Origin of the sequence: Streptomyces sp. NPDC021093 (genome assembly GCF_044333135.1) — a bacterium.
Classification (GTDB): domain Bacteria; phylum Actinomycetota; class Actinomycetes; order Streptomycetales; family Streptomycetaceae; genus Streptomyces.
On record NZ_JBIRQJ010000015.1, the window covers coordinates 199,357 to 216,712 of the forward strand.

7 protein-coding genes are annotated in these 17,356 nt (G+C 72.4%); all 7 read left to right on the forward strand.

Annotated elements, in window-relative coordinates; translation table 11 throughout:
• Positions 1-39: 39 nt before the first annotated feature.
• The 7 genes from ACH4SP_RS37460 (at position 40) to ACH4SP_RS37490 (ending at position 17,236) form a co-directional block, all read left to right on the forward strand.
• Complete coding sequence (locus ACH4SP_RS37460) at positions 40-10,701, forward strand: amino acid adenylation domain-containing protein (RefSeq protein ID WP_398422019.1); 10,662 nt, start codon at positions 40-42, stop codon at positions 10,699-10,701.
• Positions 10,694-11,575, forward strand: coding sequence for an alpha/beta fold hydrolase (locus ACH4SP_RS37465; protein ID WP_398422021.1), 882 nt, complete (start codon positions 10,694-10,696; stop codon positions 11,573-11,575). Before ACH4SP_RS37460 ends, ACH4SP_RS37465 begins: the two co-directional genes overlap by 8 nt.
• Before the next feature lie 13 nt (positions 11,576-11,588).
• Positions 11,589-12,911 carry a cytochrome P450 gene (locus ACH4SP_RS37470; RefSeq protein ID WP_398422023.1) on the forward strand — a complete coding sequence of 441 codons (1,323 nt, stop codon included), beginning with the start codon at positions 11,589-11,591 and terminating at the stop codon, positions 12,909-12,911.
• Positions 12,908-13,408, forward strand: coding sequence for a hypothetical protein (locus ACH4SP_RS37475; protein WP_398422025.1), 501 nt, complete (start codon positions 12,908-12,910; stop codon positions 13,406-13,408). The genes ACH4SP_RS37470 and ACH4SP_RS37475 overlap by 4 nt, the downstream gene beginning before the upstream one ends.
• Positions 13,405-13,941 carry a DinB family protein gene (locus tag ACH4SP_RS37480; RefSeq protein WP_398422027.1) on the forward strand — a complete coding sequence of 179 codons (537 nt, stop codon included), beginning with the start codon at positions 13,405-13,407 and terminating at the stop codon, positions 13,939-13,941. Before ACH4SP_RS37475 ends, ACH4SP_RS37480 begins: the two co-directional genes overlap by 4 nt.
• 96 nt (positions 13,942-14,037) lie before the next feature.
• The gene (locus ACH4SP_RS37485; protein ID WP_398422029.1) at positions 14,038-15,231 is read left to right on the forward strand and encodes a macrolide family glycosyltransferase; all 1,194 of its coding nucleotides are present in this window, start codon (positions 14,038-14,040) and stop codon (positions 15,229-15,231) included.
• A 361-nt stretch (positions 15,232-15,592) separates the two neighbouring features.
• Entirely contained in the window at positions 15,593-17,236 is a 1,644-nt protein-coding gene (locus tag ACH4SP_RS37490; RefSeq protein WP_398422031.1) for a glycoside hydrolase family 1 protein, read from the forward strand.
• Positions 17,237-17,356 lie beyond the last annotated feature (120 nt).

Below are 17,356 nucleotides of genomic sequence, written 5' to 3' on the forward strand. Positions count from 1 at the left end.
GGCGTCCCACAGGAGCACGGGGAGGGCATCGGGCGCACGGTGTCCTCCGGCCGGCTGCCGCCCGTCCCGTTCGCCGGGGAGCGGGACCGCCCGCCGCCCGGCGCGCACGTGCCGCTCTCCTCCTCCCCGTCGTCGATGTCCCCGGACGTCACGCGCGTCCCGAACCCGGCCGTGGGCCGACCGCCCGCCCCGTACACCCGACACCCCGCCACCGCACTGCTGGAGAGACGGAAGGCAGAGATGAACGCCCAGGCCAACGAGGATCGACTCCGGCGGGCCATGGCCGCCGTCCTCCAACTCAAGGAAATCAACGCCGAGTTGGAGAACCAGCGGTACGAGCCCGTGGCCGTCGTCGCGATGGCCTGCCGGCTGCCGGGCGGCGTCACCACGCCCGAGGAGTTCTGGGACCTGCTCGCCGGGGAGCGCGACGCGATCGGCCCCCTGCCGTCGCGGTGGGACGCCTTCGACCTGTACGACCCCGACCCGGCGGCCCGGGGCAAGAGCTACGCCCGCGAGGGCGGCTTCCTGGACGGCATCGAGCAGTTCGACGCGGACTTCTTCGGCATCTCGCCGCGCGAGGCACAGTCGATGGACCCCCAGCAGCGCCTGGTCCTCGAAGCGTCCTGGGAAGCGCTGGAACGGGCCGGACTGCGGGCCGACCAGGTCAAGGGGAGCCGTACCGGCGTCTACATCGGGGCGATGCGACCCGACTACGAGACGATCAGCGCCGACCTGGAAGTCCTCGACGGATACCAGGGCACCGGAGTGTCGGGCAGCGTCATCTCCGGCCGGGTCTCCTACGCACTCGGCCTGCAGGGGCCCGCCGTCACCGTGGACACGGCCTGCTCCTCGTCCCTGGTCGCCCTCCACCTGGCCGCCACCGCGCTGCGCAACGGCGAGTGCGACACCGCGCTGGCCGGCGGTGTGACGGTGATGAGTTCGCCCGGCATGTTCGTGGAGTCCAGCCGGCTCGGCGCGATGTCGCCCGACGGACGGTGCAAGAGCTTCTCGGACGGGGCGGACGGCGGCGGCTGGGCGGAGGGCGTCGGCGTCCTCGTACTGAAGAAGCTCTCCGCGGCCCGGCGCGACGGAGACCGCGTCCTCGCGCTGGTCCGCAGCTCGGCGGTCAACCAGGACGGCCGCAGCCAGGGGCTCACCGCCCCCAACGGCCCGGCGCAGCAGCGGGTCATCCAGGACGCGCTCGCGGCCGGCCGCCTCGTGCCGTCGGACATCGACGCCATCGAGGCCCACGGCACGGGAACGCCGCTGGGCGACCCCATCGAGGCCGGGGCGCTCGCCGAGGTCTTCGGCCCGGGCCGGGCGGCCGGAGCACCGGTCCGCCTCGGTTCGTCGAAGTCGAACATCGGGCACGCGCAGGCCGCCGCCGGGGTCGTCGGCATCATGAAGATGGTCCTCGCACTCCAGCACGAGACCCTGCCCAGGACCCTGCACGTCGACCGGCCGAGTCCGCACATCGCCTGGGAGGGCAGCGGCCTCGCGCTGCTGCGGGAGGCGTGCGCCTGGCCCTCCGGCGAGCGCACCCGCCGCGCGGGAGTCTCGGCCTTCGGCATCAGCGGCACCAACGCCCATGTCGTCCTGGAGGAGGCCCCGGCCGCCCCGGCCGCCCCGGCCGCCCCGGCCGCCCCGGCCGCCCCGGCCGACGCTGCTCCGGCCGACGCTGCTCCGGCCGGTGAGAGTCCCGGCGCCGGCGCCCCCGAGGACGTCGCCGGTGCCGCCTCCGAGGCCGACCTCCCGGAACGGCTTCCGCTGGTCCTCTCGGCCCACGACGAGCAGGCCCTCGGCGCCCAGGCGGCACGCTGGGCGGACTGGCTGGACGCCCACCCGGACGTGCCTTTCCCCGACGTGGTGCGCACGGCGGCCCAGCGGCGCTCGCGTCTGGAGACACGCGCCTCGGTGCCCGCGTCCGGCGCCGCGGACGCCGCCCGGAAGCTGCGGGACCTCGCCGACGGGCTGCCGCACCCCGACACCGTGGTGGGCACGGCGCGCGAGCGTGGCAGGACCGTCTTCGTCTTCCCCGGCCAGGGCAGTCAGTGGGCCGGCATGGGCCGCCGACTGCTGGCCGGGTCCGACGTGTTCCGCCGGGCGGTGGAGGAGTGCGACGCCGCGCTGAAACCGTGGACCGGCTGGTCGGTCCTCGACCTGCTGCGCGAGGAGCCCGGCACCGGGTCCGGCGGGGAACTCCCGCCCTTCGACCGGATCGACGTGCTGCAGCCCGCGCTGTTCGCCATGATGATCGGCCTTGCCGAGCTGTGGCGGTCCCTGGGCGTGGAGCCCGCCGCCGTGGTCGGCTCCAGCCAGGGCGAGGTGCCGGCCGCTGTCGTCGCCGGCGCGCTCTCCCTGGAGGACGGCGCCCGCCTGACGGCCCTGCGTTCGCAGGGCCAGCTGCGCGAGTGCAGCGGCCGGGGCGCCATGGCGCTCGTGGAGATGCCGGTCGCCGAGGTCGAGGCGCTGATCGCCCCCTGGGGCGCCGCTCTCTCCGTGGCCGTCGTCAACACCCCCGCCTCGGCCGTCGTCTCCGGCGACGTGGAAGCGGTCGAGGAACTCCTGGCCGGGCTGGCGGGCCGCGACGTGTTCAGCCGCCGCATCCAGTCCGACACCGCGGGCCACAGCGCCCACGTCGACCCGGTCCTGCCATGGCTGGCCGAGCAGCTCGACGGACTGGCCCCGCGCCCCTCCGCCGTGCCGTTCCACTCCACCGTCACCGGCGGTGTGCTCGAAGGGGAGGCGCTCGACGCCGCGTACTGGTGCCGCAACGTCCGCGAAACCGTCCGCATGGACCGGGCGCTGCACGGCCTGGTCTCCGAGGGACACGACGTCTTCATCGAGATCAGCCCGCACCCCGTCCTCGGCATGGCACTGACCAGCGCGTCCGCCGACGTACGGGGCGCGGTCGTGGGCAGCCTCACCCGGGACCGCGGCGACCTGGGCGAACTGCTGCGCTCCCTGGGTGTGTTGCACACCCAGGGGTACCCGGCCGACTGGACCCGGGCCCTGGGCGCCGTGTCCGCCGCGGACGCCGCCGACCTGCCCACCTACGCCTTCCAGCGCCGCCGCCACTGGGCCGACCTGCCGGTGGCGGGCCGGGGACCCGCCACCGCGGCCCGGCCCGGGGCCACCCCGGCGGCGGACGCCGCCGGCCCCCGCAAAGCCGCAGGACTGCGCGGCCGGCTGGCCGCCCTGCCGGAGCACGAGCGGCTCGACGCGCTCACCGACACCGTCCGGCGCGAGGCCGCGGCAGCGCTGGGCGCCGACGAACCCGTACCCGCGGACAAGCGGCTGCAGGAACTCGGCCTCGACTCGATCATGGGCCTGCAACTGCGCAACCGCCTGTGCGACCTCGTCGGCGCCGTCCTCCCGCCGAACCTCGCCTTCACCCACCCCACCGCCCGGGACCTGGCCGCGCACCTGCTCGACGACGTCCTCGCGACGGCGGCCGACGGCCCGGCGGCGCTGCCTCTGGAGCGTGCCGGGGCCCGCGACGTCCACCCGGCCACCGAGGGCCAGCGCCGACTGTGGTTCCTGGAGCGGATGAACCCGGGCTCGCCCCAGTACAAGGTGGCGCTGCGGATCCGCACGGCCAGGCCCCTGGACCACACCACCCTGACCCGGGCCCTCGACTGGATCACCGCCAGGCACGAGGCGCTGCGCACCGGACTTCAGTCGCGCGACGGCGAACTCGTCCAGGTCGTGCACCCGCCCGCACCGGCCCGGGTCGTCTTCGAGGACCTGTGCGGGCAGGGCCCCGACGCACTCGACGCACACATCCGGCACGAGGAACAGGAACCGTTCGACCTCGGCGGCGACTCGCTGCTGCGCTGCCGGGTCCTGGACCTCGCGGCGGACGACCAGCTGGTCTGCTTCAGCCTGCACCACGCCGTCACCGACGGCTGGTCGCTCTCGCTGTTCCTGATGGAGCTGTTCCACGCCTACCAGGAGTACGACGCGGGCCGCGAACCGGACGGCGCCCAGGCCGAGTTCCACCTCGGGGACTACGCGGCCTGGGAGCGGCGCAGCATCGAGGAGGGGCTCTTCGACGAGGACCTGAGCTTCTTCGCCGCCCAGCTGGAGGGTGTGGAGCGACTGGAGTTCCCGCCCGGCCCCGACAGCGTCCCCGAAGGCGCCGAGGGCGGCGACACCGTGTACTTCACGGTGCCCGCCGAGCTGCGCGCACGCCTTGAGGAGCTCGCCGCCCGTACCTCGGTCACCCCGTACACGGTGCTGGTCAGCGCCTTCGCCACCCTCCTCGCGCGCTGCACGGGACAGGACGACTTCGCCGTCGGCACCGTCTGGTCGAGCCGTGAACTCCCCGGCACCACGGGCACCTTCGGCTTCCTCGCGAACACCCTCCCGCTCCGCTGCGACCTCGGCGGGAACCCGCGGTTCGACGAGCTGCTCACCACCATGTCGCCCCGGGTGCGCGGCGTGTTCGAGCACCAGACCGTCCCCCTCACCGAGGTCGTCCGCGCGGTGGGCAGCCGCCGCACGGGGGAGGAGAACCCGCTGTTCCGCGCCGTGTTCAACTACGGCGGCGCCGCCATGCCGACCGTGGGCGAGGGCGCGGGAGCGTGGAACCTGCCGTCGGATGGCAGCCTCGCGGGCAACGTCGCGGGAGCCTCCAAGTTCGAGCTCGGCATCACGCTCATCCCCTGTGGCGACGAGCTGCGCGGCGAGCTGGAGTACCAGGCGCACGTCGTCGACCGCGCCGGAGCACAGCGCATGGCCGACAACTTCCGGGTGCTGCTCGACGCGATCGCACAGGACCCGGAGCTCCCCCTCAGCCGGCTGCGGCTGCTCGCCGACGCCGAACTGGACTGGCTCGTCGAGCGCGGCGGTACGAGCGCCCCGCACGCTCCCGGCACGGCGTCCGCCCTCGAACTGATCTGGGACCAGGCCCGCCGCACACCCGACGCCACGGCCCTCGTGTCCGACGGCCACGAGCTGACCTACCGCGAGACGGTGTGGCGCGCGGCCGCGCTCGCGGAGAGGCTGCGCGCCGCCGGAGTGGGCGCGCAGACCCCCGTCGGCGTCCATCTGCCCAGGTCCGCCGAGCTCGTCGTCTCCGCGCTCGCCGTCTGGCTCGCCGGCGGGGCGTACCTGCCGGTGGACCCGGGATACCCGCGGGCCAGGGTCCAGTACGTCGTCGAGGACAGCGGCGTCGAAGTGGTCGTCACCCGCGGTGCGACCGCCGCCGACCTCGCCGGGACGGGCGTGCGCGTGGTGCTCGCCGACGACCCGGGCACCGCCTCCGTCCCCGAGGGCGACGCGCTGCCACCGCTCACCCCGCCCGCCCTCACCGATCTGGCGTACGTCATCTACACGTCGGGTTCGACGGGCCGGCCCAAGGGCGTACTCATCGAGCACAGCCAGTTCGTCAACTTCTGCCACGCGGTCGACGAACGGATCGGCGGCGGCACCGGCGACACCTGGCTCGCCGTCACCAGCCCGTCCTTCGACATCTCGACGGTCGAGCTGCTGTGGACGCTGACCCGCGGCTACCGCGTGGTGATCGCCCAGGGCAGCGTCGGCGAATGGCCGTCCTACCGCTCGTACGGGCCGACCCATCTGCAGTGCACCCCGTCGCTGGCCAGGCTGCTCCTCGCGGACTCCGCCGGACGCGCCCTGCTGCGCGGCCTCGACCGGATGATCGTCGGCGGAGAGGCCCTCGACCGCGGTCTCGCGGCGCGGCTCACCGGCATGTGCCGGGGCGTCACGAACATCTACGGTCCGTCCGAGACGACGGTGTGGTCCACCACCTGGCACGTGGAGCCCGGCGAGGTCTCCCTGGGCGACGCCGTGCGCAACACCCGCCTCTACCTTCTCGACCAGTACGGGGCCAGGGTGCCCCGCGGGAGCCGGGGCGAGCTCTACATCGGCGGTCTCGGCGTGACCCGCGGCTATCTGGGCCGCCCCGAACTCACCGCCGAGCGGTTCGTCGATGACCCGTTCGCCGGGACGGACGGCGCCCGCATGTACGGGACCGGGGACGTGGTCCGCTACCGGGCAGACGGCAGCCTGGAGTACTGCGGCCGCAGCGACGCGCAGATCAAGCTGTACGGCCACCGCATCGAACTCGGTGAGGTCGAGGCGGTCGGCGGCGAGCACGCCGCGGTCGCCGAGTGCGCGGCCGTGGTCCGCCGGGACGAGGACGACGACCCGAGGCTCTGCCTGTACTGGGTCGCCGCCGGCGAGGACGGCGGCGAGGACGGTGACGACGAGTTGCTGCGCCACTTCCTCGCCCGGGTGCCGTCCTTCATGGTGCCCGCCCGGTTCGTGCGCATGGACGAGCTGCCGCACACGCCGAACAAGAAGGTGGACCGCCACGCCATCCTGGCGCTGCCCGCCCCCGGCCCCGCGGGCGCGGTGCCCGCGGCCGCCGTGGCCCCTGCCGGTGACGGGCCCGGCGGTTCGCTGGAGGACCTCGTCGCCCGCGCGTGGGCGAGCGTGCTCGACGTCGCCCACGTGGACCGCGACCGCGGGTTCTTCGACCTGGGCGCCAGCTCGATGACCGCGCTCCGCGCCCACCAGACGATCTGCGAGGGGCTGGGACGGGAGTTCCCGCTCTCCGCGCTCTTCCGCCACCCGACCGTCCGGCAGCTGGCGGCCTTCCTGGGCGGCGGGTCACAGGCTCCCGCCACCGGCAGGCCCACCGGCCGCCGCGGGCGGACCGACGACGACGCGGTCGCGATCGTCGGCTTCGCGGCCAGGCTGCCGGGCGCCCCCGACGTCGAGACGTTCTGGCACAACCTCAAGAACGGGACCGAGTCGATCCGGCGGTTCACCCCCGAGGAGCTCCGGGCCGCCGGCCTCCCGGACGACGTGCTGGCCGACCCCGACTACGTACCCGCCAAGGGCTTCGTGGCGGACGCCGACCGCTTCGACGCGGAGTTCTTCGGCGTCATGCCCGCCGAGGCGGAGACGATGGACCCGCAGCACCGGCTGTTCCTGGAGTGCTCCTGGCAGGCCCTGGAACACGCGGGCCAGGTGCCGGACCGCTTCGACGGCGCCATCGGCGTCTTCGCGGGCGCCGGGCAGGGCGGCTACCTCAACAGCGACGACGCCGTCGAGATGTCCGACTTCTACCGCACGATGCTCGGTACGAAGAACGACTTCCTGGCCACCCGGGTCGCGCACAAACTGAACCTGCGCGGCCCCGCCCTGACCGTCCAGACGGCCTGCTCCACCAGCCTGGTCGCCACCCATCTGGCCCGCGAGAGCCTGCTGCGCGGCGAGTCCGACCTCGCCCTGGCGGGCGGTGCGTCGCTCAGCTACCCGCTGGAACAGGGGTACTTCCACCAGGAGGGCCTGGTGTTCTCGCCCGACGGCGCGTGCCGGGCGTTCGACGAGGACGGCGCGGGCACGGTCCTCGGCAACGGCGTCGGCGTGGTGGTGCTGCGCCGCCTCTCCGACGCGCTGGCCGCCGGCGACCGCGTCTACGCCGTCATCCGGGGCAGCGCCATCAACAACGACGGTTCCCACAAGGTCGGTTTCACCGCGCCCAGCGTCGACGGCCAGGCCCGCGTCATCGCGGCGGCCCACGCGGACGCGGGCGTGAGCGCGGACAGCATCGGATACATCGAGGCGCACGGCACCGGCACCACCCTGGGCGACCCGATCGAGGTCCAGGCACTGCAACAGGTCCTCGGCGGCGCCGACCGCACCGAGCCGTGCGCCATCGGCTCGGTGAAGACGAACATCGGTCACACCGACGTGACGGCGGGAGTCGCCGGCCTCATCAAGGCCGCCCTCTCCCTCCACCACCGGCAGCTCGTGCCGAGCCTGCACTTCGACAAGCCCAACCCCGAGATGGACCTCGACCCCGAACTCCTTTATGTGAACACGGAGTTGAAGCACTGGGAGCAGGGTCATGGCCCGCGCAGGGCCGGCGTCAGCGCCTTCGGCCTCGGCGGTACGAACGCGCACCTCGTCCTGGAGGAGGCGCCGGTCGGCGAGCCTGCCGACGCCGCGGACGCGGCGTGCCGGGGACCGGTTCCGCTGGTCGTCTCGGGCCGTGACGAGGCGGCGCTGCGCGAGCAGGCCGGCCGGTGGGCGCAGTGGCTGGAGAGCCGTACGGACGTCTCCCTCGCCGATGTGGCGCGCACCGCGGGCGTACACCGCAAGCACTTCGACGCACGGGGTGCGGTGACGGCGAGCACCGTCGGCGAGGCGGCCGAGGCTCTGCGCGCCCTCGCGGCGGGCGGTACGCACGAGGCAGTGGTCTCCGGCGTGGCGGGGCGGCCGGGGAAGGCCGTGTTCGTGTTCCCGGGCCAGGGTGGGCAGTGGGCGGGGATGGGACGTGAACTGCTGGCGTCGAGCGAGGTGTTCGCGGCGGCGGTGGACGCGTGCGACGCGGCGCTGCGGCCCTTCACCGGCTGGTCGGTGCGGGAGGTCCTGGCGGGGACGCAGGACGAGAGCCTCCCGCTGGACCGGGCGGACGTGGTCCAGCCCGCGCTGTTCGCGATGGGCGTGGCACTGGCAGCGGTGTGGCGCGCGCACGGCGTCGAGCCCTCCGCCGTGGTGGGCCATTCGCAGGGCGAGGTGGTCGCCGCGGTCGTGAGCGGCGCACTCTCCCTGGAGCAGGGCGCGCAGGTGGTGGCGCAGCGCTCCCGGGCGGTCCTCGGGTACACGGGCCGGGGCGGCATGGCGGTCGTGGAACGTCCGGTGGCGGACGTGGAGGAGCTCCTCGCCCCGTACGGAGAGGCGCTGTCCGTGGCGGCGGTGAACACGGCGGGCTCGACGGTGGTCGCGGGGCAGGCCGCGGAGCTGGCCGCACTGGTGTCGTCCCTGCAGGAGCGGGGCGTGTTCGCCCGGGCGGTCCGGGGGGTGACCCACGCGTCGCACAGCGCACAGATGGACCCGATGCTGCCGGGCCTGGCGGAAGAGTTCGCCGGGCTGCGGCCCCGGGGCGGGGACGTCGCGTTCTACTCGACCGTCACGGGCGGCCTGCTGGACGGCGGGAACCTGGACGCGGAGTACTGGTGCCGGAACCTCCGGCAGACGGTGCGCTTCGACAAGGCCCTGGACGCGCTCCTGGCCGACGGCCACACGGTGTTCGTGGAGGTCTCCGCGCACCCCGTGCTGGCGATACCGCTGACGGACGCGACCGCCGCGCACGACGGCATCGTCGTGGCGTCGCTGGCCCGCGGACACGGCGGACCGGATCAGCTCCTGCGCAACCTGGGGCTGCTGCACGTCCAGGGGCACCCCCTCGACTGGGACAGGGTCCTCGAAGGACCGGGCCGACCGGGTGCGTTGCTGCCGTTGCCGACGTACGCCTTCCAGCGCGAGCGCTACTGGAAGCAGGCCCCGCGCTCGCCGCGCACCGCGCAGGCCCTCGCCGGCGAACCGCTCTGGGACGCGGTGCGGGCCGGCCGCACGGACCGGGTCATGGAGCTGCTGGACGCTCCCGGCAGCCTCAAGGACAGCGTCGCGGACGTCACTTCGCTCCTGGCGGACTGGCTCAGGAAGCAGACGGAGCAGCAGGCCGCCGAGGCCCCGGCGGTGACCCGGGAGCGGCAGGCCGGCTTCCCGGAGCGGATCGCCGCGCTGGCCGCCCGCGACCGGCTGCCGGCCGTGCTGGAACTCGTCGTGCAGGAGGCCGCGACGGCCCTCGGCACGCCGGCCGGGGAACTCGCCGCCGACCGGCCGCTGTTCCAGCTCGGCATGGACTCGCTGGTGGCCGTCGGCCTGCGCAGCCGGCTCGCCCGGCGCACCGGCCTGACCGTCCCGCTGCGGATCATCCTGGGAGAGGAAGGCTGCCTGGGCGTCGCCGGGCACCTGACCGAGCACCTGACCGGGGGCCTGACGGAGGACCCGACCGAGGGCCTGACGGAGCACCCGGCCGGCGGCCCGGCCGACGAGGCAGGCGTCGGCGGGTCCGGAGCGCCGGGCGGGTCCGGCCGGTGGCTGCGGACGCTGAAGCCCGCGGCCCGGCCGCACGCCAGGATCGTCTGTGTCGCCGGAGGCGGCGGAACGACCGCCGGCCATGTGCCGCTGATCCGCCACCTCCCCGACGGCGTGGAACTGCTCGCCGTGCAGATGCCGGGGCGGGCCGGCCGGGCCGACGAGGCGCCCGCCACGTCCATGGCGGAGGTCGTGTCGGCCGTGACCGCCGAACTGTCGGACCGCACCCCGGTGCCGACCGTCGTCTACGGCCACAGCCAGGGCTCCTGGATGGCCTGGGAGCTGGCGCACGCGATCGGCGCCCTGCCGGACGCGCCGCCGCTGACGCTGGTGCCCGCGTGCGCGCTGCCACCGTTCGTGGAGGTGCCGCCCGCGATGCGGCAGATGGAAGACCTCGCCAAGACGCTCGACCGGGCGTCCACCGACGAACTCGCGGACGCGTTCAAGGGAATCCTCCCCGACGACATCCTGGCCAACGCCGAGCTCCTCACCACGTACAGCGAGGCACTCCGCCACGACGCGATCCTCTCGACGAACCACCGGGACTCCTTGCGCGACGACGCGCGCGAACCGCTGCGCATCCCCGTCGTCGCCGTCTCGGCGAAGGACGACCCCGTACTCCCGGAAGGAACCATGGAGGGCTGGCAGAACCTGACGCGCGGTCAGTTCGTGCACCGCGTCATCGACGGCAGCCACGCGGCGCCGATCGACAACTGTGAAGCCATGGCCGCAGAGCTGATGGCGGCGATGGAACGAGGCAGGGGAGAAAACGATGTCTGAGACAGTCCGGCCGGACGGCGCACGGATCCACTACGAGGTGCACGGCGAGGGCTTTCCGGTCCTGCTGCTCGCCCCCGGCGGCGTGAGCGGCCGCAGTGCCTCGTGGGGCGACGACCTCTACGACCCGGTGGGCGAGCTGTCCCGGCACTTCAAGGTGATCGCCGTGGACCAGCGGCACACCGGCCGCAGCAGCGCTCCCGCCGCGCCGTTCTCGTACGAGGAGTCGGCGGCCGACCACCTCGCCGTCCTCGACGAGGTCGGCGCCGCCCGGGCGCACGTGGTGGCCGCCGAGTTCGGCTGCGCGCAGGCCTGGCGGCTCGCGCGCACGGCGCCCGACCGGGTGTGCTCGGTGGTCGCCCAGGAGCCGGCGGGCCGCGACACCACCAACACCCTGGGGGACTTCTTCACGCCCTTCGACGAGGCGATGCGGCTGCCGCGCGCCGCCGGGCTCGACGACCCCGAGACCGAAGGGCTCGGTGCCGTCTTCGAGGCCGCCGCCACGAACGGAGTGTTCGCCGCCAACCCGCAGGCCGGACCGTTCGCCCAGCGGCTGCACGACGACGCGCAGTTCCGCGCGGACGTGCTCGCCCTGCGGCGGGAGAAGTACATCACCCTGCTGGTGCGCTTCCGGGACGCGCTGCTGCCCGAAGGACACCGCCTGTTCTCCGTCCCCGACGAGTGGATCACCGAGTGCGCCGCGCCGCTGCTGGTGCTGCCGGGCCGCGCCCCGTGCCAACCCGAGGGCGTGGCCCGGTGGATCGCAGAGCGGGCCCCCTCGGCCACGCTCCTCGACGCGGGCTTCGACGAGCCCGCGCGGCGCGCGCAGACCGTGACGTCGATCGTCGAGTTCCTGCTGAAGAACACCCCGAGCTGAAGGGAAGAACGCCATGCAACCACTCGCAGACGCCGGGCAGTCGCTCGCCGAGATCGACATCACCAGTGAGCAGCTGTACGACGAGAAGGGCTACCCGTGGGAGGAGTGGGACCGGCTGCGCACCGAGTCTCCCGTCCACTGGTACCAGCGCCCCGGCTACGAGCCGTTCTGGGCCCTGACCGCCCACGAGGACATCTCCCTGGTCGCGCGCAGCCCCCAGCTGTTCTCCTGCCGCCAGCGCACGGCGGTCGAGACGCCCGACGAGATCGAGCCGTGGGAGACGGAGCGCGAACGGCGCAGCCAGGTCTACGGCCACGTCGCCGACTACCCCGCCGGGCTCGGCTTCATGGACGCTCCGCTGCACCGCCAGGTCCGGCAGGCCATGTACCCCTGCTTCACGCCCAAGGCGATGGCCGCGATGGAGGAACGCTTCTACGACCTCTCCACCGGCTACGTCGCCGAACTCGTCGAGCGCCTCGACGAGCACGGCACCGCGGACGTGGCGCACGACCTCGCCGCCCGGCTGCCGCTGGCCGCCATCTTCGACCTGCTCGGCGTCCCCCACGAGGACTGGGACCACCTCTTCGCCGTCCACCAGGACACCGCCTCCGCCTTCCACAAGGGCTACAAGCAGGAGGAGGGCGAAGACGCGCAGGTGCGCTTCATGAACGCCATGATCGAGCTGGACCGGTACATGTCGGAGCTGGCCCGCACACGGATGGCGGAGGGCGGCGGCAGCGGCACGGACGTACTGAGCCGGCTGGCCAAGGCGTCCGTCCTCGGCGACCCGCTCGCCTTCCACGACATCTCGTACCAGCTGTTCAACCTGGTGCAGGCGGGCAACGGAACCGCGCGCAACGCCATCGCGGGCGGCATCAAGGCGTTCCTGGAGAACCCGGACCAACTGCAGAAGCTGATCGACGACCCGACGCTCCTGGACGGGGCCGTCGAGGAGATCCTGCGCTGGACCTCGGTCGCCGTCGTGATGTGCAGGACCGCCCTGCAGGACACGGAGATCCGCGGTCGGCGCATCCGCAAGGGCGAGACCGTGGCCATGTTCTTCCCCGCGGCCAACCGGGACCCGGAGGCCTTTCCCGACCCGTACGCGTTCGACATCACCCGCAGTCCGAACCGGCACATCGCGTTCGGCGGCAACGGCGAACACCGCTGCATCGGCGCCGCCCTGGCCAGGGCCGAACTGCGCGCCATGTTCCGCGCCCTGCTGCCCGTCCTGCCGACCCTGGAGCTGCACGGCGAGTCCAAGATGCTGGTGCTGCGCCTGCTCATCTCGGAGTTCGTACAGCTGCCGGTGCGGCGCAAGGGGGCCGTGGCATGACGGCCCCGCCGGGCACGGAGCAGCGCCCCGTGCCCACCACCCTTGAGGAGTTCGCCGCCTGCGACGAGTCCGACCTGGAGATCGTGGTGCCGTGGACCGGCCCGGCGATCGACCCGGGGACCGGCGCCCCTGCGGCCCCGCTGCCGGACAGCTACGTCGTGGCCACGTCCGGCGGCTGGCCCAAGCCCGGTGCGATCGAGATCGCCACCGATCTGAACCGGGTGCTGCTGGACGAGCTCTGGCAGCGCGAGGGACTGCTGGCCGCCACGTTCGCCATCTCCCAGAAATGCTGGATGAGTTCACGCGCGCTCGCCATCTGGACGGACGAGGAGGCGCTGCAGGGATTCCTTGGGTCCGAAGCCCACATGAACGCCGTGCGCAGGACGAGGAAACTCGCTTACGGCTGGGAGGGGGCGCGCTGGGAGAGCAGTTCGCCGACGCTTCCCACATTTGACGAAGTGCGGGCCAGGTTGGCTCAGCAGAGGAGGAAGAAATGACCATTGCCCCGGTTTCGCCGGAGACCGAGCTGCTCGGTTCGCATTTGCTCCAGGAATACGATCTCGCCTACGAGCTGATCCTGGAACTCATCGACGGATTCGACAACGAAAGTGCGCGCCACGCCCCCGAGGGGCACATGCCCGCCCTCTGGTTCCTCGGCCACCTGATGTGCGCGAAGGACTATGTGTCGGGTCTTTACCAGGAAGGCGGCATCGCGCTTTCGCTCGAATTCTACGAGAAGTGGGCCAACGACTGCGACAAGGTGGACTGGGAGGGAGCGCCGACGCTGGACGAGATGGTCTCCCTGTACAAGCAGATCCATCAGCGGCTGCGGGGCCTCGTGGCCACCCTCACCGTCGAGGATCTGCACCGCGAGTGCCCGGTCGAGATTCAAGCTCCGCTTGACGAATACTGGAAGACGCGTCTCAGCAAGCTCGGGTCCGCGCTCTCGCTGATGCAACTCCACGACTCCTACCACGGGGGTCAACTGGGAAGCCTCCGTGGGGCGCTGGGCATGACCGTTCCGTTCTGATCGGTCACCGCTGTTGACGGGAGCGCCGGCACTGGACCGCTGGTACATTGCCGGACTGCCGCCTCAACATCCCTTTCACCTCTGGGAAGGTGCTCGATGACCTCGCACATCGCATTCTTCAATTTTCCTGCGTTCGGACATCTGAACCCGACATTGGGAGTCGTGGCCGAACTCGTGCGACGTGGCCATCGAGTCACTTGCACCACCACGGATCATTTCGCTCCGGCCATCGAGGCGGTGGGTGCCGAGGCCGTTCGCTACACCTCCGTCTTCGGGCAGTACTACACGAATCCGTTCACCCAGGAAGCAATTTCCGGCGAAGCGCTGCGCACGCTCGAAGAAGCCACTTCACTGGTGAGCCAGGTGGAGGACTTCTACCAGGAGAACCGGCCCGATGTGATCCTCCACGACTTCATGGCGTGGGGTGCCCGGTTCCTCGCGGCGAAGCTGGACATTCCGGTGGTGCGGCTCTTCCCCTCGTACGGTGTCAACGAACACTTCTCCATCCAGGCCAAGTTCCCCATGGCGGAACTGAGTGACCCCAATGTCATGGAGATGGTCACCAAGCTCGAAGGAATGCTGCCGGAGCTCGGATTCCCCGGGAGGACGGCCATGGAATTCCTCATGGAACCGCCGAGGCTCGGCCTCATCTTCCTGCCCCGGGACTTCCACTACGACGGGGACACCTTCGACGAGCGGTTCGTCTTCGTCGGACCCTCCCTGGGCGACCGCTCCGCGTTCCAGGGCAGCTGGCAGCCCGCGTCGCAGGACCGCCCCGTCCTGCTGGTCTCCCTGGGCACCGCCGCCACCGGCTGGCCTGAGTTCTTCGGGGCCGCCGTCGAGGCGTTCGCCGACTCCCGCTGGGACGTGGTCATGGCCGTCGGCGACAGCGTCGACCCGGCCGAACTCGGCGTGCTGCCGGGCAACTTCGACGTACGGCGCAGCGTCCCGCAGCTCGACGTGCTCGGCCGGGCCGAGCTGTTCGTCACCCACGGCGGCATGAACAGCGTCATGGAGTCGCTCTACCACGGCGTCCCCATGGTGGTGGTCCCGCAGATGAGCGAGCAGCACGCCAACGGCCTGCGCGTCGAGGAGCTCGGCCTCGGCCGACTGCTCACCCGGGACGACTTCGGCGTGGAGAGCCTGACCAAGGCCGTCGACGAGGTGGCTGCGGACCGTGCGGTGGCCGACCGCACCCGCGCGACGGGCGAGGCGATGCGCAAGGTGGACGGCCCGGCCGTCGCCGCGGACGCCGTCGAGGACTACCTGGCGCGGGCGTCCGCGAAGTAGGCAGCAGCAAGTACCGGACACGGGCATCCGCGCACTGAGCGGTGGACCGTCCGCGCAGTGAACCGTGACAGCCGGCGCCGGCGGCGCCGGCTGTCACGCGCCGTGCGGCCAACTCCCCCCGGGCAGAGCTGAGTTCGAGTTCGAGCCGGGCTCAAGCAGGCGGAACCAGGATGGCGCCGTGGCATCCCGCGAGTTCCGTCCGCCGCTGTCGAACCGGCCGGGGGCACCCCCCGCCCCGACATCGGCCACACCGTCCCGCGCGGGACGACGTGGCCGGTTCCCCCTGTCCGCTTCAGCGCCGGGAAGCCGGGGCACGCCGCACGAATCCGCGAGGAATCCGTCTCCGTATCGAGGAAGCAACGTGAAGCGACTCATAGGAACAACCGTGGCGGTGACCCTGGTCGCCGCCTTTCTCACAGCCGGGGCGACGGCCCGGGGCAGCTCCGGGGTGAAGGATCCGGGGAAGCCGGGACAGCCGGAGAAGGTCAGTTACCCCGGCATCGGCTCGCTCTCGCAGCCCTCCGGCAAGGGAAGCTTCCGGTTCGGCGTGTCGACCTCCGCGACGCAGATCGAGGACCAGAACACGAACAACGACTGGTACCTGTGGAGCCGGCCGGCCCCCGAGGGCCTCGGCAAGAGCGAGTTCGTCGGTGACGCCGTCGGCGGTTACACCCGGGCGGTCGAGGACGTCGGCCTCGTCAAGAACCTGAACGTGGACTCGTACCGGCTCAGCATCGAGTGGTCGCGGATCGAGCCCAGGCGGGGCCAGATCGACCAGGCCGCGCTCGACCACTACAGCAAGCAGATCGACGCGCTCGTCGCCCAGGGCATCCGCCCCGTGGTGACGCTCCACCACTTCGCCAACCCGGTCTGGGTCGACGACCCGCGCGACCCGGACTGCAAGAACGGCCCGAGCGACACGAACCTGTGCGGCCTCGACCACCCCGAGGGCGGCAAGCTCGTCGTCAAGGAGATGGCCGAGTACGCGAAGACCGTCGCCGCCCGGCTCGGCGACCGGGTGGACGAGTGGGTGACCCTGAACGAGCCGATGGTCTACATGACCTTCGCCCACTCCTTCGGCGCAGGCCCGCCGGGCAAGGCCAACCTGAACCCGAAGAACGTCGACAAGTTCGCCCGGGCGCAGCGCCGGTACATCGAGGCGCACGCCGCGATGTACCGGGCAGTCAAGAAGGCCGACCGGGTCGACGCCGACCACGACCGCGCCGCCTCCAGCATCGGCCTGGCCGTCGCCGCGCAGGAGTACGTACCGATCAGGGGCGGCAAGCTGAGCGACGACCCCCGGGACGTCGCCGCCCGCGACCGCTACCGCTACTTCACCGACTACGGGTTCGTCGACGCCCTGTGGAACGGCACCTTCGACAAGAACTTCGACGGGGTTCCCGACGAGCAGCACCCCGAGTGGAAGAACACGCTGGACTGGCTCGGTCCCCAGCTGTACGCCCGCATCGGCGTCTCCGCGGCCGGCGCGTCCGGCAGCACGGACCCGTCGTACCCGATCATCAACGTCGACCTGTGCACCACCGCGCCCTGCCTGCCCTACAAGGACCCGTCGTACTACGTGCCGACCATGAACTACGAGGGCTCGGTCCAGGGCGTCTACGGCGTCCTGAAGGACTACAGCAAGCGCTACCGCGGACTGCCCCTGGTGGCCAGCGAGTCCGGCATCGCGACGGAGAACCCCAAGCGGCGCTCCGAGCACCTCGTGCGCACCCTGGAGCAGATCGGACGGGCCCGCGCCGACGGCATCGACGTGCGCGGCTACTACCACTGGAGCCTGCTCGACAACTTCGAGTGGCTCGGCGGCTACAAGCCCCGCTTCGGCCTCTACCAGGTGGACCGCGCGACCATGAAGCGCACTCCCACGAGCGCCGTGGCCGTCTACCGCGCCATCGCCGCGTCCCGCTCGCTGTCCCCGGAGATCAGGAGCGAGTACGGCGGCACCGGTCCGCTCTCGCCGGAGACCCCGGGCACACCCGCCCGCTGACACCGGCCGGAGGTGCGGGCACACCCGCCCGCCGACACCGGCCGGAGGGGGCCGTCCCGTGCGGACGGCCCCCTCCCTCCCTTCTCCCCGTCCGGGGATCCCCCTTCTTTTTGCTGTGCT